The 19204-nt window shown below is 44.1% G+C and carries 19 protein-coding genes and 1 pseudogene; 14 read left to right on the top strand and 6 right to left on the bottom strand.

The window, feature by feature from the left end:
* Position 1: 1 nt before the first annotated feature.
* The gene (gene alr, locus EGV92_RS10325; RefSeq protein ID WP_131669198.1) at positions 2 to 1228 is read left to right on the top strand and encodes an alanine racemase; all 1227 of its coding nucleotides are present in this window, start codon (positions 2 to 4) and stop codon (positions 1226 to 1228) included.
* Positions 1229 to 1502: 274 nt separating this feature from the next.
* A complete protein-coding gene (gene argF / locus EGV92_RS10320) occupies positions 1503 to 2420 on the top strand; it encodes an ornithine carbamoyltransferase (protein WP_131669197.1) in 918 nt (305 codons plus the stop codon).
* A 159-nt stretch (positions 2421 to 2579) separates the two neighbouring features.
* Here argF and rpiA read toward each other — a convergent pair whose 3' ends face one another.
* Complete coding sequence (gene rpiA, locus EGV92_RS10315; protein WP_131669196.1) at positions 2580 to 3260, bottom strand: ribose-5-phosphate isomerase RpiA; 681 nt, start codon at positions 3258 to 3260, stop codon at positions 2580 to 2582.
* Between the two features lie 271 nt (positions 3261 to 3531).
* On the opposite strand from rpiA, the gene ilvA reads away from it, so the two are divergent.
* The 8 genes from ilvA (at position 3532) to EGV92_RS10275 (ending at position 10209) form a co-directional block, all read left to right on the top strand.
* On the top strand, positions 3532 to 5085 hold the full coding sequence (gene ilvA / locus EGV92_RS10310) for a threonine ammonia-lyase, biosynthetic (RefSeq protein ID WP_131669195.1): 1554 nt from the start codon (positions 3532 to 3534) through the stop codon (positions 5083 to 5085).
* 94 nt (positions 5086 to 5179) lie between these two features.
* Positions 5180 to 5482: an excalibur calcium-binding domain-containing protein gene (locus EGV92_RS14360; protein WP_131669193.1), complete on the top strand. Its 303-nt coding sequence runs from the start codon at positions 5180 to 5182 to the stop codon at positions 5480 to 5482.
* A 180-nt stretch (positions 5483 to 5662) separates the two neighbouring features.
* Positions 5663 to 6088 (top strand): RNA-binding S4 domain-containing protein, encoded by a 426-nt coding sequence (locus tag EGV92_RS10300; RefSeq protein WP_423227909.1) that lies wholly within the window; start codon positions 5663 to 5665, stop codon positions 6086 to 6088.
* A 97-nt stretch (positions 6089 to 6185) separates the two neighbouring features.
* Positions 6186 to 6707 (top strand): low molecular weight protein-tyrosine-phosphatase, encoded by a 522-nt coding sequence (locus EGV92_RS10295; protein WP_131669191.1) that lies wholly within the window; start codon positions 6186 to 6188, stop codon positions 6705 to 6707.
* Between the two features lie 133 nt (positions 6708 to 6840).
* Positions 6841 to 7962 carry a UDP-N-acetylmuramate dehydrogenase gene (murB, locus tag EGV92_RS10290; protein ID WP_131669189.1) on the top strand — a complete coding sequence of 374 codons (1122 nt, stop codon included), beginning with the start codon at positions 6841 to 6843 and terminating at the stop codon, positions 7960 to 7962.
* Positions 7963 to 8159: 197 nt separating this feature from the next.
* A complete protein-coding gene (locus EGV92_RS10285; protein WP_242678694.1) occupies positions 8160 to 8858 on the top strand; it encodes a YdcF family protein in 699 nt (232 codons plus the stop codon).
* Positions 8859 to 8976: 118 nt separating this feature from the next.
* Positions 8977 to 9222, top strand: a complete 246-nt coding sequence (ccoS, locus tag EGV92_RS10280) for a cbb3-type cytochrome oxidase assembly protein CcoS (protein ID WP_131669185.1) — start codon at positions 8977 to 8979, stop codon at positions 9220 to 9222.
* 135 nt (positions 9223 to 9357) lie between these two features.
* On the top strand, positions 9358 to 10209 hold the full coding sequence (locus EGV92_RS10275; protein WP_131669184.1) for a sulfite exporter TauE/SafE family protein: 852 nt from the start codon (positions 9358 to 9360) through the stop codon (positions 10207 to 10209).
* A gap of 108 nt (positions 10210 to 10317) precedes the next feature.
* Here EGV92_RS10275 and EGV92_RS10270 read toward each other — a convergent pair whose 3' ends face one another.
* Both EGV92_RS10270 and EGV92_RS10265 read right to left on the bottom strand, forming a co-directional pair.
* Complete coding sequence (locus tag EGV92_RS10270; RefSeq protein ID WP_131669183.1) at positions 10318 to 11466, bottom strand: DEAD/DEAH box helicase; 1149 nt, start codon at positions 11464 to 11466, stop codon at positions 10318 to 10320.
* A gap of 702 nt (positions 11467 to 12168) precedes the next feature.
* The gene (locus EGV92_RS10265) at positions 12169 to 12384 is read right to left on the bottom strand and encodes a cold shock domain-containing protein (RefSeq protein ID WP_131669181.1); all 216 of its coding nucleotides are present in this window, start codon (positions 12382 to 12384) and stop codon (positions 12169 to 12171) included.
* Positions 12385 to 12833: 449 nt separating this feature from the next.
* Here EGV92_RS10265 and EGV92_RS14355 point away from each other — a divergent pair.
* The 3 genes and pseudogenes from EGV92_RS14355 to EGV92_RS10250 form a co-directional block, all read left to right on the top strand.
* Positions 12834 to 13031: pseudogene (locus tag EGV92_RS14355) on the top strand (transposase family protein); the annotation flags it as partial.
* Between the two features lie 289 nt (positions 13032 to 13320).
* A complete protein-coding gene (gene aroQ, locus EGV92_RS10255) occupies positions 13321 to 13884 on the top strand; it encodes a type II 3-dehydroquinate dehydratase (protein WP_131669179.1) in 564 nt (187 codons plus the stop codon).
* Between the two features lie 267 nt (positions 13885 to 14151).
* Positions 14152 to 15486: an ABC1 kinase family protein gene (locus EGV92_RS10250; protein ID WP_131669178.1), complete on the top strand. Its 1335-nt coding sequence runs from the start codon at positions 14152 to 14154 to the stop codon at positions 15484 to 15486.
* On the opposite strand, the gene EGV92_RS10245 is transcribed toward EGV92_RS10250, so the two are convergent.
* A complete protein-coding gene (locus tag EGV92_RS10245) occupies positions 15475 to 16305 on the bottom strand; it encodes an ion transporter (protein WP_131669176.1) in 831 nt (276 codons plus the stop codon). The genes EGV92_RS10250 and EGV92_RS10245 overlap by 12 nt on opposite strands.
* Positions 16306 to 16728: 423 nt before the next feature.
* Here EGV92_RS10245 and EGV92_RS10240 point away from each other — a divergent pair, with 423 nt between their 5' ends.
* Positions 16729 to 17487: a YebC/PmpR family DNA-binding transcriptional regulator gene (locus tag EGV92_RS10240; protein WP_131669175.1), complete on the top strand. Its 759-nt coding sequence runs from the start codon at positions 16729 to 16731 to the stop codon at positions 17485 to 17487.
* Here the strand turns inward: EGV92_RS10240 and EGV92_RS10235 are convergent.
* Together EGV92_RS10235 and EGV92_RS10230 are read right to left on the bottom strand one after the other, a co-directional pair.
* Entirely contained in the window at positions 17456 to 18403 is a 948-nt protein-coding gene (locus EGV92_RS10235) for a hypothetical protein (RefSeq protein ID WP_131669173.1), read from the bottom strand. The two genes, EGV92_RS10240 and EGV92_RS10235, sit on opposite strands and share 32 nt — an antisense overlap.
* A 243-nt stretch (positions 18404 to 18646) precedes the next feature.
* The gene (locus tag EGV92_RS10230) at positions 18647 to 19201 is read right to left on the bottom strand and encodes a methylated-DNA--[protein]-cysteine S-methyltransferase (protein ID WP_131669172.1); all 555 of its coding nucleotides are present in this window, start codon (positions 19199 to 19201) and stop codon (positions 18647 to 18649) included.
* Positions 19202 to 19204 lie beyond the last annotated feature (3 nt).

Genomic DNA, 19204 nt, shown 5'->3' with positions numbered 1-19204 from the left:
CATGACCAGCCCGACTTCACGCCAAGCCAGCATAACTATCAATAGTTCAGCCTTAACCCATAATTTATCACAAGTCAGACGCCATGCCCCAGACGCAAAAGTCTTAGCTATGGTTAAGGCATCAGCCTATGGTCATGGCGTGGCCCATTGCCTGCCAGCGCTACAAGACGCTGACGCTGTCGGTGTGGCAACTTTTGATGAGGCTATTGAGGTTCGGCAGCTGGGCTGGGATAAGCCTATCGTGATGATTGAGGGTGTCTTTAGTGAGCGTGAGTGGCAGCAAGCTATCAAATGGGAACTAACCTGCGTTATCCAGCAGCAGCAGCAAGTCACTTGGGCCCTGGCGCATCAACCTACCAATACTGATGCCACAAATGACACCAATGCCAGTTTACCCTCTATACCTGCCCATCCCAGTCAAACAGTTTGGCTAAAGCTCAACTCAGGTATGAGCCGCCTTGGCTTTAATGCCGATGAGATTCTCTGTGTAGCACAGCAGCTACATGACGCCGGCTACCATCTGGTACTCACTAGCCATTTTGCTAACGCTGACCTTATCGATCATCCACTCAATCAGCAGCAGATTGATACCTTCAACTCAGTATTGACTCAACTTCGTACCAAAGTTAGCTCGACTGTTGAAGCCTCACTTTGCAACTCTGCAGCTATTATCAACTTTCCAGAATGTCACTATAACTGGGTACGACCCGGTATTATGCTATATGGTAGCTCACCTTTTGAGACGGTAAGTGCTACTAAGCTCAATCTACGACCAGTTATGACTTTTAGCACGGCGTTAATGGCAGTTCATGATCTTGATGCAGGTGAAGTTGTCGGTTATGGCAGCCGCTTTACAGCAGCGCAGCCGATGAAAAAGGGCATTATCAGTATTGGTTATGGCGATGGCTATCCCCGCGTAGTAAGTGAGGCGGCATGGGTCAGCTTATATCAGGATGGCCACTACTATCCCTGTCCTATTCTCGGCCGTGTGGCTATGGATATGGTCGCTATTGATCTATCAGCAGTACCCTCACCAAAGCTAGGAAGCCAAGTCATCTTATGGGGTCATCCTATGGGGTTAGATCAGCCATCTGAGAGTGTTGACGGTAAAGGCAGTCAAGTGCCTAGCGTCGATGATGTGGCAGCTTGGGCCAATACCCTAGGCTATGAGCTACTGTGCCGAATAACCCAGCGTCCTAAACGAAACGTCGTGAGCGAAACGTCCTAAGCGAAGCACAAAATAAACTCTTGCCACTTTACTAATAGGCGCTTTTTGTTAAGCGCTTCTTGTTACTTACTACTTACTCTTCAGTCGCCATACTCAGCAGGTATAGGCGCTTTAGTCCTGCATGTGCGATAGGTTTTTAATCAGCTGACACAACGCTAGTCTAGAATATTGTTCTAAAACCCAGTCTAAGCCGTTTACATCGTTCTAATTTTCGCTATACTGGTTTTTTAGTTACAATAACCTATTTATTACCTTTCGATGAACCGAGATAACCATGAGTGTGCGCCATTTTTTGACCCTACTTGACCTATCCACTTCTGAGCTTGAGCAACTGATCAAACGTGCTTGTGAGCTGCGCAAGATGCAACATGCCGGTACTATTTATCAGCCATTTGTTGGCCGCACCTTGGGCATGATATTCGAAAAATCATCCACTCGAACTCGTATCTCATTTGAGACTGGTATGGGACAATTTGGTGGTCAGGCGATATTTTTATCACCCAATGATACGCAGCTTGGTCGCGGCGAGCCGGTTGAAGACTCCGCACGAGTAATCTCAAGCATGGTCGATATCATTATGATTCGTACCTTTGAGCATGAAAAAGTAGAAAAGTTTGCTAAATATTCCTCGGTGCCCATTATTAATGCGTTAACCGACGACTTCCACCCCTGCCAGCTGCTGGCAGACATGCAGACTTACTATGAGCATCGCGGCAGCATCAAAGACAAGATCGTCACTTGGGTTGGTGATGGTAACAATATGTGCTCGTCATTTATGCATGCCGCGCATCAATTTGGCTTTGAGCTTCGCGTCGCCGCCCCTTACGGCTTTGAGCCAGACTTGGACCTAATGGATAAGTTTAGCGACTGCGTAAGCCTAGTTGAGAATGTTCAGGATGCGGCTAAAGACGCGCACTTAATTGTGACCGATGTCTGGGCCAGTATGGGCCAAGAAAACGAACAAAATACTCGAGCTCGCCGCTTTGCTCCTTATCAAGTTACTCCTGCCATGCTTGATAAAGCTGATCCTGAGGTCCTATTTATGCACTGCCTTCCTGCCCACCGCGGTGAAGAGATCTCGCACGACCTACTCGATGACCCTCGCTCTGTCGTCTGGCATGAAGCCGAAAACCGCCTACATGCGCAAAAGGCATTAATGGAATTTTTATTGCAAGATAAGATTAAAATCTAATTGCCCAAAAGCACAATTAAATAAGAGCTGACATCGATTGATATCAGCTCTTTTAGTATGGCTAGTTAAGTTAATCGTTATCCTACTATTTAATAATCATTGGCTTATTAAAGATGTATCAATACCGCATTCACTGCTATCTAGTCATGCGTTTATCAATTATCGAGTCAGCGTTTCTACGCCACTTGCCTTGGCAATCAATAGCTTATCCGCTTGATTGGCAGCAAAGATGCCATTGCAGACTACGCCCACGATGTTATTAAGGCGAGATTCCATATCGCTAGCACTTGGAATGTCTAGGTCATAAGTATCTAAGATAATATTGCCATAATCGGTCACAAAACCTTCACGATATACAGGCTCTCCCCCTAACTTAACCAGCTCACGAGCCACATAAGAGCGAGCTTGTGGCAAGACTTCAATAGGTACAGGGAACTCACGACCGAGCGTGGTTACCCATTTGCTCTCATCAACCAAGCAAATAAACTCTTTAGAAGCTGCCGCCACGATTTTCTCACGAGTCAATGCGCCGCCGCCACCTTTGATAAGCTGCAGGTTAGGATTGACCTCATCTGCACCATCGATATATAGGTCTAACTCACCAACAAAGTTAAGATCCATGACCTCAATACCCAGTGCTTCAAGCTTATCTTGGGTCACTTTGGAGCTGGCGACTGCACCTTTAATCCGTACCTGAGGTAGTAGCTCAATCAAGCAGTTTACCGTACTGCCCGTACCGACACCCAATATCATATCATCTTCAATATATGCTAAAGCCGCACGAGCGACATCTTGCTTTAGCTTCAATTGTTGATCCTGCTCGCTGGATTGCTGACTCATAAAATCCCCTAAAGTTATTGAACTAATACCAAATAAACTGCCATTAAGTAACGCAACGTTAAAAAATGACTTCGTCACCCATTACTGCAATCACGAAATAAAACGATGAGTAGCATCATTTTAACTGAATTCACAGCGAAACAATAATCATAGAGCAATTTAGCCTGAGTAACTAGAATATCCGTTATAAATCACTGAGAAAAGCTTGCGCGATTCTCAAAAACAGCATAGGCTTATGGGTCAAATCAAATGACTTCTGCTAGGATATTTTATGCTATCACATTGGGTTCGTGCCATTCTGCAAGCCACCGTTTATGACGCTGCCATTCAGACCCCACTTGATCCAGCACCCAAGCTGTCAATCCGCTTTGATAACGACATTCGCTTCAAGCGTGAAGACTTGCAACCGGTATTTTCGTTCAAGTTACGCGGTGCTTATAATCGTATTAGTCAATTAAGCGCTGAGCAAAAGGCACGCGGCGTTATTTGTGCGTCAGCTGGCAATCATGCTCAAGGTGTGGCCTACTCTGCCAGCAAGATTGGTATCAGTAACATCATCGTCATGCCCACCACGACTCCTGACATTAAGGTCAATGCAGTCAAGGCGTTAGGCGGCAATGTCGATCTATTTGGCGACAGCTTTGATGAAGCCAACCGTTACGCTATCGAACGCGCTGAAAAAGAGGGTTTGACGTTTGTTCCCCCTTATGATGATGAGTTGGTCATTGCCGGTCAAGGTACTATTGCTCTGGAGCTGACCCAGCAGTGGCGCGATATGGAATATGTGTTTGTCGCGGTCGGCGGTGGTGGCTTGATCTCAGGGGTTGCTGCATTCTTGGGCGCTATTGTCCCCCATGTTAAAGTCATTGCTGTTGAACCCGCAGGCGCGGCTTCTTTAAAGGCCGCATTGGCCGCTGATGAGCGAGTCAAGCTCAAGCATGTTAGCTTATTCGTCGATGGTACTGCCGTGGCTCAGATTGGTGAGATTCCCTTTGATGTCGTTCGCTCACAAAAAAGCGATAACTCAGGCACGGTCATTGAGCCTGAGGTGGTTACCTGTAGTAATGATGAGGTTTGCGCGGCTGTCAAAGACGTATTTGAAGAGAACCGTAGTATCGTTGAGCCGGCAGGCGCACTGGCTGTCGCAGGTATGAAAAAATACCTATCTAAACATAAGATAACGGGAAAAAACTGCGTCGCAATCGTCTGCGGTGCCAATATGAATTTTGACCGCCTGCGCTATATTGCAGAGCGTACCGAAATTGGCGAGAAAAAAGAAGCCGTCTTTGGCGTCAGTATTCCTGAACGTACTGGTGCATTCTTAGAGTTCTGCCGTGATCTCAAAGGCCGAAATATCACTGAATTTAACTATCGCGCTCGCAGCCATACTGCGCCAGACTCGCTACAGCCTGCGGCGATATTCGTCGGAATTGCGCTCAAAGAAGGCAAGAAAGAGCGGCAAATTATCGCTGATAGCTTAGTGGATTCTGGATATCAAGCTTACGATCTCACCGATGATGAGATTGCCAAGACACATATTCGCTACCTCATCGGTGGTCATGCTGGCATTGATGACGAGCAGCTCTTTAGAGTAGCTTTCCCAGAGCGTCCGGGGGCGCTACTTAACTTCCTAGAAAAGCTCGGCCAAGATTTTAACATCACATTGTTCCATTACCGCAATCATGGTGCAGCTGATGGTAGAGTATTGGTAGGTCTACAAGCATCAGAAACCAACTCTCGAGCCTTGCAAGACACGTTAAATGACATCGGTTATGATTGTGAACCGATAGTCGATAATGTTGGTTATCAGATGTTTTTGAAGTAGCTTTTATCATCAAAAGTAGCGTTTATCATTAATAGTCACTAATGCCGTTATTTACTTGTCGTCATAAGCTGACTGTCTATCTTAGAGGGCTTGTATGAAACTAATCCTTATTGCCATCATCGCAGTGTTAGCTTATTTGGGATACCAGCAGTACGAGAGTAGGCAAGTTTCAGCGCTCTATGAATCAGATTCTCAGTACTTTGTTGAAGACAATGCTGCTAGTTTAGGTCAAGCTCCTGTCCCCGCTTCCCCTACAGCTTTTAGTTGTGATGGTCGAACGCATTGTTCGCAAATGACCTCCTGCGAGGAAGCTACCTATTTTATTCAGCATTGTCCCAACACTGAGATGGATGGAAACCACGATGGTGTACCGTGTGAGAGACAGTGGTGTAATTAAGCACAAAACATAACTTATTAAGTTTGAGACTGGCTAATTGTATAGCTCAAGCAACAAAAGAATGGCCGCTAGCTGCGGCCCTATTATCTCCATCACGATTGATATTTTGTCAAAGCTCACCATATAAGTTTTATTGATTCATGATGTACTCTCTAAAACAATAAGGAATACCCTAAATATATGACAGATAACAACCATAATATGCCTGAGAGTAGCTTACAAAAGGTTCGCTTAGATAAGTGGCTTTGGGCCGCTAGATTTTATCGTACTCGCAGCCTAGCCAAACAAGCGATTGAAGGCGGTAAAGTACATTTTGCTGGCAGCCGAGTTAAGACCAGTAAAGAGATTAGTGTCGGTGATGAGCTGACTATCCGTCAGGGCTCTGCAACCACCATGTCTGAGAAGACGATCGTTGTCAAAGCGCTATCGACACAACGCGGTAATGCGACTATTGCTCAGACGCTGTATGAAGAAACCAAAGAGAGTATCGAGCGCCGCGAATACTATAAAGAACAGCGCAAATTAGCCAATCTGGCACGCCCCGATACTAAACCCAATAAAAAGCAGCGCCGCGACTTACAGCGCTTTAAACATCAGCACGACTAGCAGAGTTACCCTTCCCTATCGTTTTTGAGCAATCATTGTTAAAATAGGCAGCTACCTTGTTTAATTTATAATTTCAATTGCCTGTTAAGGTTATGTTATGCCTATAAAAGCTTCAGCCCCTCGCTCTGTATTGCTAGTTTGTCTTGGTAACATCTGCCGATCCCCCACTGCTGAAGAGATTCTGCGTCAAAAAGCTGCCGTCGCCGGAATGTCGTTAACCATTGACTCAGCAGGTACAGGTGACTGGCATCTCGGTGAGCATCCTGATGTGCGCGCTCAAAAGCATGCAAAAGCTCGTGGCTACAACATCAGTAAGCTGGTCTCACGTCAAGTCAAGGCCGATGACTTCTATCAATTTGATCTTATTTTAGCAATGGATAAGCAAAACTTAGCAGACCTGCAAGCTATCAAAGACAGCTTAACTGATGCGTCTGATCAAGACAGTGAGCATGAGTCTAATAAACTCGCCACGCTTGCTTTATTAAGTGAAGAAGACCCAATTTATGGCGGCGCTAACGTGCCAGATCCTTATCAGGGTAATGCCGATGACTTTGAAGCCGTCATTGACCAAATTGAATCCTCCGTCGATGCTTGGATTGAGAGCTGGAAATCCGTCTAATTTTAATTGTTTTAAGGAGTCTGTGTTATCTTCCTAAGCAGTATTCAGCTTTATTAACAATCACAGCTCCTAACAAGCCTTTGTTTATCGTTAATCCTCGTATTATCGACCTTTTCTGCGCGACAGGCCTGCCATGATCCAATCCTACGAAATACAATCCCCATCTGACTTATCTAGCCTCAATACCATGGCTCTCGCCTGCCGTGCTAATACGCTGATAACGCTGACTGATGAAGCGCAAGTCGTACCAGTTATTACCGATATAACCCAAAACCAACAGCCTTTATTCATACTTTCTGGCGGCAGTAATGTACTACTACCACCTGTGCTAAGTGCATTCGTGATACGCCCCATGATTCAAGGTATTCATATACTTCATGAGACAGATTCGGATATTCATATCGAAGTAATGGCGGGCGAAAATTGGCATGAGCTAGTACTACATACCGTAAACAATGGCTGGTTTGGGCTTGAAAACTTAGCACTAATTCCGGGTTTGACAGGTGCCGCACCAGTGCAGAATATTGGCGCTTATGGGGTGCAGCTGGATGACTGTGTGACCCATGTTCGAGCTTATCACTTACCAACGCTGACTTGGCACAACTTTGAAAAATCTGCATGTCAGTTTGGCTATCGCGATAGTATCTTCAAGCAGCAAGCAGGCGAATGGCTGATTACTCGAGTAGGGTTTAGCCTGCATAAAGATGCCAGTCGCATTCATGCTGGCTACGGTGATGTACAAGATAAAGCGCTCGCTCTGGCTAAAGATGGTGGCCGTCAAGCTGCCACGCCAGTTGACGTCATGAAGGCCATCATTGCTATTCGTCAAAGCAAGCTGCCTGATCCTGCTTATCTGCCTAATTGTGGTAGCTTCTTTAAAAATCCAGTCATTACCACCGAGCAGTTTGACATCTTGAAAGCACGCTTTGCCAATATAGTGGCTTACCGTGTAGATGACATGCATACTAAGGTTGCAGCAGGCTGGCTTATTGATCACGCTGGCCTTAAAGGCGATGGTATCGCCCCTATTATGAGCCATACTCAGCAAGCCTTAGTCCTGACCAACCATACCCCTCAAAGTAGTGAGGTCAAAGCCAATCAAAAAGACGTGGCCACCACTCAAGCTTTTATCCAGCAAAAGATATTCGATAAATTTGGGATTATGCTAGAGCGCGAGCCTTTGTGGATTGAGAGTAATGGTCAGGTTAATCTGCACAATACGACCTTGGATCACAGCTTTGTCGCCAGTCCATAATCTCAAATCATAGCCTAAAACCATAGTCTAAAAAACATTAAAGCATTCATTGAATGGCGAAATAATCTACACTAGCAAGTTAATGCTCACTAAGACATTATTTATTAGCGGCGGACCTTATGTGGCAGAGGAGTTATCTTATTGTTCAAGCCTTCTTAAAGTTGCTCAAGCGGCTTTTGTTGGCTAGTGCTATTACTATGTCACTAACTGCCGTTAGCTTTTTTACCCCACTTTTTTCTAAGGTAGGGCTGACTGTCTTGCAGCACTTACCCATTCCACAATCTGAGCTGGCAGGATCGCCCAAAGAGCGTGCTACTGCTCCTACTGCATATGTGGTACTCGGCGGCGGTCTTACCGAAGATGAGCTAGAGACTATCGTCGTAAATGAGTTTAGCGAAAGCCGACTTAAAGCTGTGCTCAAGCATTATCAGCAATTACCGCTACCGATTATATTAACGGGTGTTGAATCGCCATGGATGCATGACTGGCTTATTCGTCACGACAACAGACAAAGTAGTGATCACAAAGCCACTATTCAAGAGAATATTATCAGCGAAAATGCCAGCATGAATACTTGCGAGAATGCACGATTCACAGCTAAGCGGCTAAGTCTTAATAATGTCTATCTGGTCACTGATGCCTACCATATGAGCCGTGCTCGTCGCCAGTTCGCTCTAAATGGCATCCGCACTACCCCTATTAACGCAGCATTACCTGAACCTACAGACTGGAAAAACATCGCTGCCAACTATCGCCATTCAAAACGTACTTTGTATGAGCTTGTCGCCTATCTTCGCGATTTATTTTTTCCTCAACCTGACTGTCGGCTAGCCGGCGAGGTCTCTATGGAGACACTAATGCGTAGCCGTAAGCCCGATGCGTTAAAGACCTTCTAATCCAAGCTTAATTATGCCTATGAAGTTTAATTACTTACTTTGTGTAGGGCATTAACAATGGTAAAATAAGCCAGTTCTTAATTATCTTTGATGCGCGTCATTACCCTTGAGGTATCTTATGGCCAGTATATTTCTTTTGATTCCGCTTAGCTTAATGCTATTTGTCATTGCTATCTGGGCAATTCGTTATGCTGTCAAATCCAATCAGTTTGAGGATTTGGACAATGCAGCGCAGCGTATAATCTTAGAGGATAGGCAAGAGCGTCGCCAAGTGATACGAGGAAGCACTGAAGCCAGCTCGAAGCGTGCTTCATCCCCTGAGCCAAAGCCAGAGACAAAGCTAAAAGATAAGACGCAGCCGTAACGTCATCATACTAGAGCTTCTACTATGTTTACAGCACTTAAGTCGACGTAACCGACGTTCTGTTAGTTTATATAAACGTAAGATCGTATTTAATTTACTTAGCTAAATTGGCCTGCTTCCAAGGAGCCGTACCTCATGACTTTTGCATTATTAACAGCCGCTTTATTAATGGGCTTTTTGGGTTCACCACATTGTTTAGGCATGTGTGGTGGTCTAGTCGCAGCCTTTGGTCTCTCGATGACGGATGTCAGTCCTGCTAAGCGCCGCGCCTTAATAGCCACTTACCACCTTGGTCGACTGACAAGCTATGCCTTACTTGGTCTCATTGCTGGCTCTATTGGGACTGCACTGCTCGCCCCTTTTATGACCAGTAATAATCTGCCACGCATTTTATTAGGGCTGGTGTTAGTATTTATCGGTGTTACCATGCTAGGAGCACCTTTTTTAAATAAGCTTGAGCGTGTAGGCATGCGCTTTTGGCAATGGCTCGCGCCACTTCGCAAAAAAGTATTCCCTCTGACCACCTTTCCACGTGCTCTAATGGCAGGTTTATTGTGGGGCTTTTTACCTTGTGGTTTGGTGTACGGGGCATTAATGATGGCGGTCGTCGGCCATAGCGTCACGACTGGTGCCTTACTGATGTTTGCCTTTGGTCTTGGCACTGTTCCTATGCTAGTGGCCACTCATGAGACTGTCAGCTGGATCCGTAATCATATCGGTCGATTGCGTTTGCGGCAGCTCAATGGTGCCGTCATGATGATATCAGGATTAGCAGTTATTGCTGTACCTATCATGATGAATACCATGCATGGTGGTCATAGCGGTCATGGTCATCACATGATGCCCTCCGATATGTCAGAGTCAGCAGAGATGAGTCATCATAGTATGGACCACTCTGGACACAGCCACTCTATGCCAGATGGACATATGGATCATAGTCAACATGACATGTCTCACATGTCACATGATGATCATCACTCACCTTAAAGAGATGACAAGCAAAGTCTAAATTATGCTTTGCCCCCTTCCTAAAATAAAAAAGCTTACCAGTTTTTTGGTAAGCTTTTTTTATGGGTTACAATGCCTTCGCTTAAGCTACCATTGAACCAAATCAAACTTGGTCCCTAAATGCTGCTCAAGTGCTGGAAGGTTGAAAGCATCATCCTCACTAACAAAGCTAATACTTATTCCTGTCTGACCAGCACGTCCTGTTCGACCAATTCGGTGCACATAATCATCTGGCTGGTCCGGCAAAGTATAATTGACGACATGGCTGACCTCATCGACATGAATACCACGACCAGCGACATCAGTAGCGACCAGTATTGTTGCCTTACCGTCTTTGAATTTTTGTAGATAGCGCTCACGTTTTTGTTGGACCACATCTCCAGATAGCATGACGACGGGATATCGCGAACGAAGCTTGTCATACAGGCGTTTAACTTGATCTTTTCGATTGGCAAATATAATAAGCTTCTCAACGTTATCGGCTTCTATAATCTGCTCCAAGGCCGTCAGCTTTTGCGCTTCTTCTAACAGGTAGAATCGCTGCTCAACCAGATCACTGGTCTTGTGTTCCGGTTCAATCTCGACAAACACCGGCTCATGCAACCAACGATAAGCAAGATTCATCACGTCCTGATTAAAGGTCGCCGAAAATAATAAGCTCTGGCGATCCGTATTAGGTGGCATGCGGCTAATTAGCCTTTTGATATCTGGGATGAACCCCATATCGAGCATTCTATCGGCTTCATCAAGTACCAAGACCTCTAGCCGATCTAAATAGACTAGATTACGATGAATTAGGTCAATAAGCCGTCCTGGCGTCGCAATCAATATATCAATATAACCGCGCTCTAGCTCATGCTGCTGGGACTCATAGTTCACCCCACCCATAACACAAGCACTATGAAGATCGGTATGTCTTATAAGCTCAGCACAGTCACTGAATATTTGCTGAGCCAGCTCACGCGTCGGCGCCATAATAAGAGCACGCGGCTCACCCAAAAATCGCTCTTCATCCTCAGTAAAAGGACGCTTCAATAAAGCTTCAATGATAGTGAGCAAAAAAGTCGCCGTCTTACCAGTACCCGTTTGCGCTTGACCAATTGCGTCTTGACCCGCCAAAGTATGCGGCAAGATCTGCGCCTGAATCGGGGTAAGTTCAGTAAACCCTAACTCATCGACACTTCTTTGCACAGGTTCGGATAATGAGAGCTGGGAAAAAGATACAAAATCACTCAATGATACTTCCTTTTAGAGGGGGACAAATAGACAGGATACCACGACCTAGAATTACAACATAGAATAATGCTAAATAATAGGCTGTTTAGCATTTGCCAGTAATCTCTCACAGACTCTTAAACGTATCCGTTTATTATGATTTATTACGATGATTTCTTAATCAGTCTATAAGGATTTAAATCAGCAAGATCTCGTCAATCAAATAAAATTATAGAAAAATTTTGATAAAAACCGGTCTCACCTTTAAGGCTTAAAGCTAATTTAGAATAAGCCTTAAAAGACTGTAAATGTAAAAGAACCCTCCAACCTCGCCATCAAATAATCTTATTTGAAGGGTAAATCATAGGGTTCTTTTAACTCGTCCATTGCAGACATGAGTTAGGCAGTAAATCGAGACGTAATGGTTCGTAAAAGTAGCAGAGAGCTAACTCCCTAACATACTCTAACTCTAAAAACCCTACTAATTCTGACCAGCACTAGTCATTCAAACAGTGTAAACAACAGCCACATTATTGAAGTCGTATATTATCAGCACCTAACTGCTATTAGGTGCTACGAAAAAAACTAGTATTTTATGACCATTAGCTATGAGTGCTCGCAATGATGAATTGCTCGCATTCATAGCCGAGTTATTATTAGACCTTAAAATCTAGTACTCATCAAAACCAGTTATTGCTGGCTAATAGTAGAGATAGTAGAAGACTACCCTTCTACTTTCGTCACTTCTTCAGCTTGAAGACCTTTTTGACCTTCAACCACATTAAACTCCACTTTTTCGCCATCTTTTAATGAGCGGTAGCCATCGCCTTGAATAGCACGGAAATGAACGAATATATCTTCGCCACTTTCACGCTGAATAAAGCCAAAGCCTTTAGAGTCATTAAACCACTTTACAATACCTTGTTCACGAGCTGACATAATCTTACTTCCTAAAAAAAATTACTTAAGTAGTGTCAATTTTAAGCTGCCAACATACGGTGATGGTAAGGCAGGTGACACTAAGGGTGAAATATGATAACTAAACTATCATCTATATTTGTACCACAATAGAGAACTAAATTCTATAAGTGTGTTAAAAATCCTAGTGGCTGACCAGTCCATGATCTGAGTTGGTCTGACAAAGCTAGCACCTTGCATCATAAAATTTGTTATACGCAGTTAATTGACCGTGATTTTTTTGCAATCTCAGCACGTATCTTTATAGTTATTCTCAAACATTAACTTTTAATCAGACCTCTTGCAGAAGTAACAAAGGCTTTTAACATAACGGGTATACTCATAACTCACTAAGAACCATGCCAAGCACAGGCAAGCCACTTAAACACAGTGTAGACCCAGTGCCCTTAGCTTAGAGGAATCAGACACTATTAGCGCTGAGCCATTGGCGTGAATACCGGACGCTCTACCATACAGGGATTGACTCTGGCATTCACAAATCTTCTGCTAGCCGAATTATTGGTAAAGTAGACGATATACTCAAAGCTCAAGTTATTGTGCACCGGCAAACAGGGCGAATACTTGATATTCAGACTTGTCGCAGCGCTGCTCACAACTTTAAGCTGTAGCAAGTCACTTGCCCTAATTGCTTGTCTGAAACCACCAAAGTTTTAGCCGATAGTGGTTATCAGGGAGTTGCTAATTTACATGACTATACTTTTACACCATTCAAGATGCCTCATATAGTAGTCAGTTATTAGAAACTTGCAAACCAGCCAAAAAAACTCATACCAGCTGCATGGCGCTGACGATTTAATTTATAATATAACCGGTCAATACACCTATAGTAGTATCACTATAAGGTTAACGATGTACTCAACTTGCTAACTCAACCTTGCTTCCCTATCGAGATAGATTATGGTCAATCCTTCATCGGCGAAAGAGCCAAATAACGATAACCAAAAACCCAACTCAAATCACAGTATCGCAGCATCTTCTCAATCTTCTTTATCGCGTAAGATCTTATTGGTTAATGGCCCCAATCTAAATTTATTGGGCAAACGTGAACCTGAAATATATGGCTGCACTACACTTTATGATATTGAACAAGCATTAATCAGACACGCCAGAGAGCATCAAGTAACCTTAATTGCGTTACAATCTAACCATGAAGGTGAGTTGATTGAAGCCATTCAACAGCATGGTCTTTTAGCCGAGCAGAATGATATTGTCGATGCCATTATTATCAATCCTGCGGCCTTTACCCACTCATCAGTTGCCATTCGTGATGCTATCCTAGCAACGAAAAAGCCTTTTATTGAAGTGCATTTATCTAATGTGCATCAGCGCGAAGCTTTTCGGCAACACTCTTATTTCAGCGATGTGGCGACCGGCGTTATTTGTGGTCTTGGGGCGCATGGCTACCACATGGCATTAGACTATTGGTTGGCAAATTTATACAATATTCCTGCAGCAACTTAAAGGTCGATAGTTAACTTACCGACTAATCGCTAATTATTTTAAAGGTTGATAAGTTTGAGCAAAATTTATACTCATTTTTTGTAAGTATTGCTTAATATTAGTTTAATACTATCTAACTTCTTATGTGGTTTTGGTTGTTGATTCAGTTGTATTGTCATTGAAATATCGTTAGCCAAATAATCCTTAACCCTTTTTTTCTTTTAACTTTGAATCTTGATTTTAAATATTAATTTTGAATGATTGTTCAGCTATATAGCGGTGGAGTGAATGAGCAACTCATCTGGGAAACGCTTTTTTAAGCTAGCGGGAATGACCGCCAGTATTGCCGGAAAAGCGGCAAAAAACTCACTGAAACATTTATCTAGTGATGAAAACAAGCGGATTCAAGCTCGCTCAGAGCTAATGCAAGATGTCGGCATTCAGATTGCTGATACCTTAGGAGAGATGAAAGGCGCGGTCATGAAGGTAGGCCAGATTGCGTCACAGTACAAAGATGTCTTTCCACCCGAGGTAGCAACTGCCTTAGAAAAACTGCAAAAAGATGCTCCGGCTATGCCCTACTCGCAGATTAAAGCTCAAGTCGAGCGGGAGCTTGATGCGCCTATTGAAACTCTATTTAAGCAGTTTGACGAGCAGCCTTTTGCCGCGGCCTCTATCGGTCAAGTCCATAAAGCAGTCCTTGCTAGTGGCGAGCCTGTCGTCGTCAAGGTTCAGTATCCAGATGTCGATAAGAACTGTGATAGTGACCTCAAGCAAGTGCGAATGGCGCTGCGAATAGCTGGTGTCCTGAATATGAGCCGTGAGCTACAGGAGCAATTATTCACTGAAATTCGTAGTAGCCTTCACGATGAGCTTGACTATATTAAAGAGGCCCATAATCTGCGAGTCTTTGCCGCATTTCATGCCGATGATAGTGGCCTTATTATTCCAAGAGTTATTAGCAGTCACTCCTCAAAACGCATCTTGACCTTATCTGAGGAGATGGGCGAACCCTTGTCTGTCGCAGCGACTTGGGATAATGACATTAAGCGCAAGATTGCCGAGCGTCTTTTTCATTTTAGTGCCGGACAGTTATTTGAGCTGTACCGGATGCACTGTGATCCACACCCTGGTAATTTTGCCTTCCGCCCTGATGGCAGTGTCATCGCCTACGATTTCGGTGGCATCCGCAGCTACAGCAATGCTGAGGTCGAGCTGTTCAAACGCTTTGCTATACATGCCATCAAAGGCGATGTCACTGCCCTTGAACAAGATTTAATGAGCCTAGGTATTCGCCGCGAAGACGATACGGATATTCCAGGGGAGTTTTATGCGTCATGGTTGGCGATTGGTCTTAAGCCATTGTCCATAGCCCCTCATCATTCAGGAGCATTTGATTTCGCCAGCAGTCAGGTCCATCATGAGGTCATGGCTAAAATGAAAACCTCCCTCAAGTATTTTTCTCAGTTTCAGCCATCTGCGACGACCATGATGCTAGACCGCACCGTATCTGGACAGTATTGGAACTTAGTCAATCTAGGCGTAAATATTGACTTGTCGCCCCTAGTGGCTGAATATTTGGATATCCCTGCTGAAAGCTTCTCATCGGCATTAGACGTGTAAATCATGACCACAGCGGTCGCAAAAGTTTGCCCCTCCAGCGTGACCGAATTTACCGCAGTTTGGACAAGTGATTGGGTGAAGCTGTGGCCGCATGTTTTTGGCAAGCTCCGAGGTAAAGATACCAGTTGGTACGGCAATAATAGAATAACCTGTAATCATCACCATGGTCGCAATGGCCTGACCAAGCGGCGTCTTTGGAGAGATATCGCCATAGCCTACTGTGGTTAGTGTAACGACCGCCCAATAGATAGACAGAGGAATACTGGTAAAGCCATTTTCAGGACCCTCTACCACATACAACACCGACCCGAAGATGGTCACCAATAGGACGAGCGATAAGAAAAACACAGTGATTTTTTGCTGGCTGGTCTTGAGCGCTGATGCCAAGAATCCAGCCTGCTGCATATAGGCTTTTAATTTTAAGACTCGAAATACCCGTAAGATTCGAAGGACTCGAACAACGAGTAGATATTGAACACCGCCAAAGAGTAAGCTTAGATAACTTGGCAATACTGATAGTAAATCTACTACCCCAAAAAAGCTAAACATATAGCGAAAGCGATTGGGAGCAGAAAATAGCCTGAGCAAATACTCTATCGTAAACAAAATAGTAAATAACCATTCTGCATAAAAGAATATCGTGCCAAACTGCAGGCGCATATATAGGACACTATCTAGCATTACCACAGCGACACTCGTCACAATGGCGATCAATAGTACAATATCAAAAAGCTTACCTAATCGGGTATCAGTCCCTTCGATTATAATATGAATGCGGTTGCGAAGGTGAGTGATGGCTTCTGAAGTGGGTCGTTTCATAAAAGTATCATTTGGGTCAAAGGCAAGTCACCATTTAAGTAGTCACAGTTAAGGCTATTATAGTGATAATTCACCGTTACTGTGGTCGCAGTTACCCGTAGAGTGACAACTTTAAGGTGACATAAAAGATGGCAGGATTACAATTTTTACCCAAAGCCAGATAATACGCCCCTTCCGCTTAGCCTATTATTATCTTACCCTTACACGTAAATGAGCATTGATAGCAGCATAATAAATGACCCGCTGATGTCAGCTAGGTTTGCTTACCCCTTGCTCAAAGCATATGTAAGTAGTTTATAATAGCGCGGATTGCATTAATAGGCGTAGCGGACAGTGTAGCAAAAATGCCGCCTTTGCAACATACGAATTATTCAAAGTGATCAGTAAATTGTCACAACTTAAAGTTAAAAATAAGGATTCACTATGGCAGGTCATTCCAAATGGGCAAATATTAAACATCGTAAGGCCAGACAAGATGCTGCAAAGGGCAAGATCTTTACACGTCTTATCCGCGAAATTGTATCCGCTGCTAAGCAAGGTGATCCTGATCCAGAAAAAAACCCACGACTACGCGCAGCAATTGAGAAAGCCCTATCTGCCAATATGACCAAAGATACCATTAAGCGTGCTGTAGATCGCGGTGCAGGTGGTGGCGATAATGATAATGTCGAAGAGATTACTTATGAGGGTTATGGTATCGGCGGCGTAGCTGTCCTAGTCGAGACCATGACAGACAATGTCAATCGCACCGTCAGTGAAGTTCGCCATGCTTTTACCAAATATGATGGCAACCTTGGTACTTCAGGTTCAGTCAGTTATCTATTTAGTAAGCGTGGTGAAATCGTCTTTGAAGACACCAGTCTAGAAGATGAGCTGCTGCTAGTCGCTTTAGAAGCTGGCGCGCTTGATATTGAAAATGATGGAGATAGTCTCGTGGTCATTACCGAGCCTGAGAATTTCGGTGCAGTCAAAGATGCCATTAACTCAGCCGGACTAGTATCAGACAACGCTGAGGTGACAATGTCGCCCTCTACTACCGCTGAGATAGACAATATTGACGACGCACAAAAAGTGATGAAGATGATTGAGATGCTTGAAGACTTAGACGATGTTCAAGAAGTCTATAGTAATGTCAACTTCCCTGACGACATTATGGCGCAGCTGGCAGAGTTGAACGACTAACGTCAATAACTTTATGACTGGGATAACGAGTAATTTGCACCTGATCAAAGTCACTGTTATGGGTCAGGGTTATGGATGCCTTGGAGGCCGTTAATATACTCTCAGGCTGATATTTATCGCAATGTACCAATAGCCAAAGCTCATCTAGCGGCCGGCGAGTATGATAGGCGGCAGCTTTATGGGCTTTTTTGGCCATGACTGCATCCACATCTTGTTGAGTAATAATAGACCGTGGCAGGCGATACAGTCGTTTATTAAAGTCATCGATAGGCATATATAGCGTGGTTACTGGCAAACGAAATCTTTGATAGCTCGCCTGCTTTTGCCGCCGCATGGCCATGACTCTTAAGCCTTGCCAATACCAGCGCTTAGCAATCAATGCTGCTTCACCCATTTGGTCGCGAAGTCTGGGTAGTGTTGTAAGCTCTACTCCCACGTAATAAAGCCGCGACTGTTGATAAAATACCAAAGTAAAGTCTGGCTCCCGGCCATCATCTTGACCAGAGATAATATGTAGCGGGTTTAGACCATTAATAGCAATATAATGGCTTAGATAAACCCATTCGCGCTGACGTTTGGTTTGATTTTGCCGGTTGCCATTACCCTGTCGACCAGACTTGCTCTGATTGTCAATTTTTTCTTCTGGCTGCTTTTTTAGTGGATTTTCTACTGTGGATGTAGCGGTATTAGTACTAGAAAGATTAGTGGGGTTAGCAGGCGTGATAGTAGCAGTATTTTGAAGGGATGTGGAGTTATCTTGTAGAGGTAATGCCGAGTCATCTGTTAGTTGCGCTGAGTGTTTAGTCGTCCAGTCTTTTGGTGAGGCGGCATCACAATGACGCTGGGACAACTGCTCATAAAGCGCCGCAAACTCCCACCAACGCCTCAATTTACGCAGCCTACCATCGACCTTCATAACAAAGATACGCCAGTCAAAATGCCTATGCTATCTTTATCACAGCTAACTTTATGACAAGATATTATCACTAAGCGGTCCTTATCAGGACTAGCCAAAGCAGTGTATAACTGACAGCTTATCCAGGTCATGACTTACTCCACTTTATTAACTCATCGCTATTAAGCTAGCAAACAATATAACTAACAAATAATATAACAAGCAATGAAGACTGTTCTATGACACTATTTAAGTTAACAGTTATTACGACTCAATTTCAAGCAAAAATTGTTTTTTATCTAGCCCGCCGGTATAGCCTCCAAGCGACCCATCACTCGCTATCACCCGATGACAAGGTACTACGATAGAGAATGGATTTCGCCCATTAGCATTAGCCACCGCTCGGTAAGCTGTTGGTTTACCTATTGTTTTAGCCAAGTCAGCATAACTAATCGTCTCACCATAAGGGATACTTTGCAGCGCTTGCCAAACTTGTTGCTGAAATGGTGTGCCGACAGTCATATCTAAAGATAGATCGAAGCTTTGCTGTTGACCAGCTGCATAGTCTTGTAGCTGTTTAATAGTAGATAAGAGCAGCGTCTGAATAGCATCAGACTCGCTTAGGCTATCTTGCTCGATAAATTGAATATTAGCAGGGGTGATTTGATAGTGTTTAGTTAGCTTATCTAGTGACTTTGCCTGGTACCAAGGCGCATCGTCCGCTATCCAGTTGATAAAGACAAGCTTAGGAAGACCATCAACTAAATGGCCTCCTAGCTGTACGCGAAAATCATTGAGAATCGTAGTAGTGACTATCATAGT

Source organism: Psychrobacter pygoscelis (assembly GCF_004335015.1).
Classification (GTDB): Bacteria; Pseudomonadota; Gammaproteobacteria; order Pseudomonadales; family Moraxellaceae; genus Psychrobacter; species Psychrobacter pygoscelis.
Note: the sequence above shows the minus strand (reverse complement) of the source record. Positions and strands in the feature narration are given on the sequence as shown.

Bases quoted from the DNA above. Each gene is read 5' to 3' on its own strand.
- EGV92_RS10275 (WP_131669184.1), top strand. From the start codon at position 9,358: ATGACTTTTGCATTATTAACAGCCGCTTTATTAATGGGCTTTTTGGGT.
- EGV92_RS10285 (WP_242678694.1), top strand. From the start codon at position 8,160: ATGTCACTAACTGCCGTTAGCTTTTTTACCCCACTTTTTTCTAAGGTA.
- alr (WP_131669198.1), top strand. From the start codon at position 2: ATGACCAGCCCGACTTCACGCCAAGCCAGCATAACTATCAATAGTTCA.
- ccoS (WP_131669185.1), top strand. From the start codon at position 8,977: ATGGCCAGTATATTTCTTTTGATTCCGCTTAGCTTAATGCTATTTGTC.
- EGV92_RS14360 (WP_131669193.1), top strand. From the start codon at position 5,180: ATGAAACTAATCCTTATTGCCATCATCGCAGTGTTAGCTTATTTGGGA.
- argF (WP_131669197.1), top strand. From the start codon at position 1,503: ATGAGTGTGCGCCATTTTTTGACCCTACTTGACCTATCCACTTCTGAG.
- ilvA (WP_131669195.1), top strand. From the start codon at position 3,532: ATGCTATCACATTGGGTTCGTGCCATTCTGCAAGCCACCGTTTATGAC.
- EGV92_RS10235 (WP_131669173.1), bottom strand. From the start codon at position 18,403: ATGAAGGTCGATGGTAGGCTGCGTAAATTGAGGCGTTGGTGGGAGTTT.
- EGV92_RS10230 (WP_131669172.1), bottom strand. From the start codon at position 19,201: ATGATAGTCACTACTACGATTCTCAATGATTTTCGCGTACAGCTAGGA.
- EGV92_RS10240 (WP_131669175.1), top strand. From the start codon at position 16,729: ATGGCAGGTCATTCCAAATGGGCAAATATTAAACATCGTAAGGCCAGA.
- EGV92_RS10250 (WP_131669178.1), top strand. From the start codon at position 14,152: ATGAGCAACTCATCTGGGAAACGCTTTTTTAAGCTAGCGGGAATGACC.
- murB (WP_131669189.1), top strand. From the start codon at position 6,841: ATGATCCAATCCTACGAAATACAATCCCCATCTGACTTATCTAGCCTC.
- aroQ (WP_131669179.1), top strand. From the start codon at position 13,321: ATGGTCAATCCTTCATCGGCGAAAGAGCCAAATAACGATAACCAAAAA.
- EGV92_RS10295 (WP_131669191.1), top strand. From the start codon at position 6,186: ATGCCTATAAAAGCTTCAGCCCCTCGCTCTGTATTGCTAGTTTGTCTT.
- EGV92_RS10265 (WP_131669181.1), bottom strand. From the start codon at position 12,384: ATGTCAGCTCGTGAACAAGGTATTGTAAAGTGGTTTAATGACTCTAAA.
- EGV92_RS10300 (WP_423227909.1), top strand. From the start codon at position 5,663: ATGACAGATAACAACCATAATATGCCTGAGAGTAGCTTACAAAAGGTT.
- EGV92_RS10245 (WP_131669176.1), bottom strand. From the start codon at position 16,305: ATGAAACGACCCACTTCAGAAGCCATCACTCACCTTCGCAACCGCATT.
- rpiA (WP_131669196.1), bottom strand. From the start codon at position 3,260: ATGAGTCAGCAATCCAGCGAGCAGGATCAACAATTGAAGCTAAAGCAA.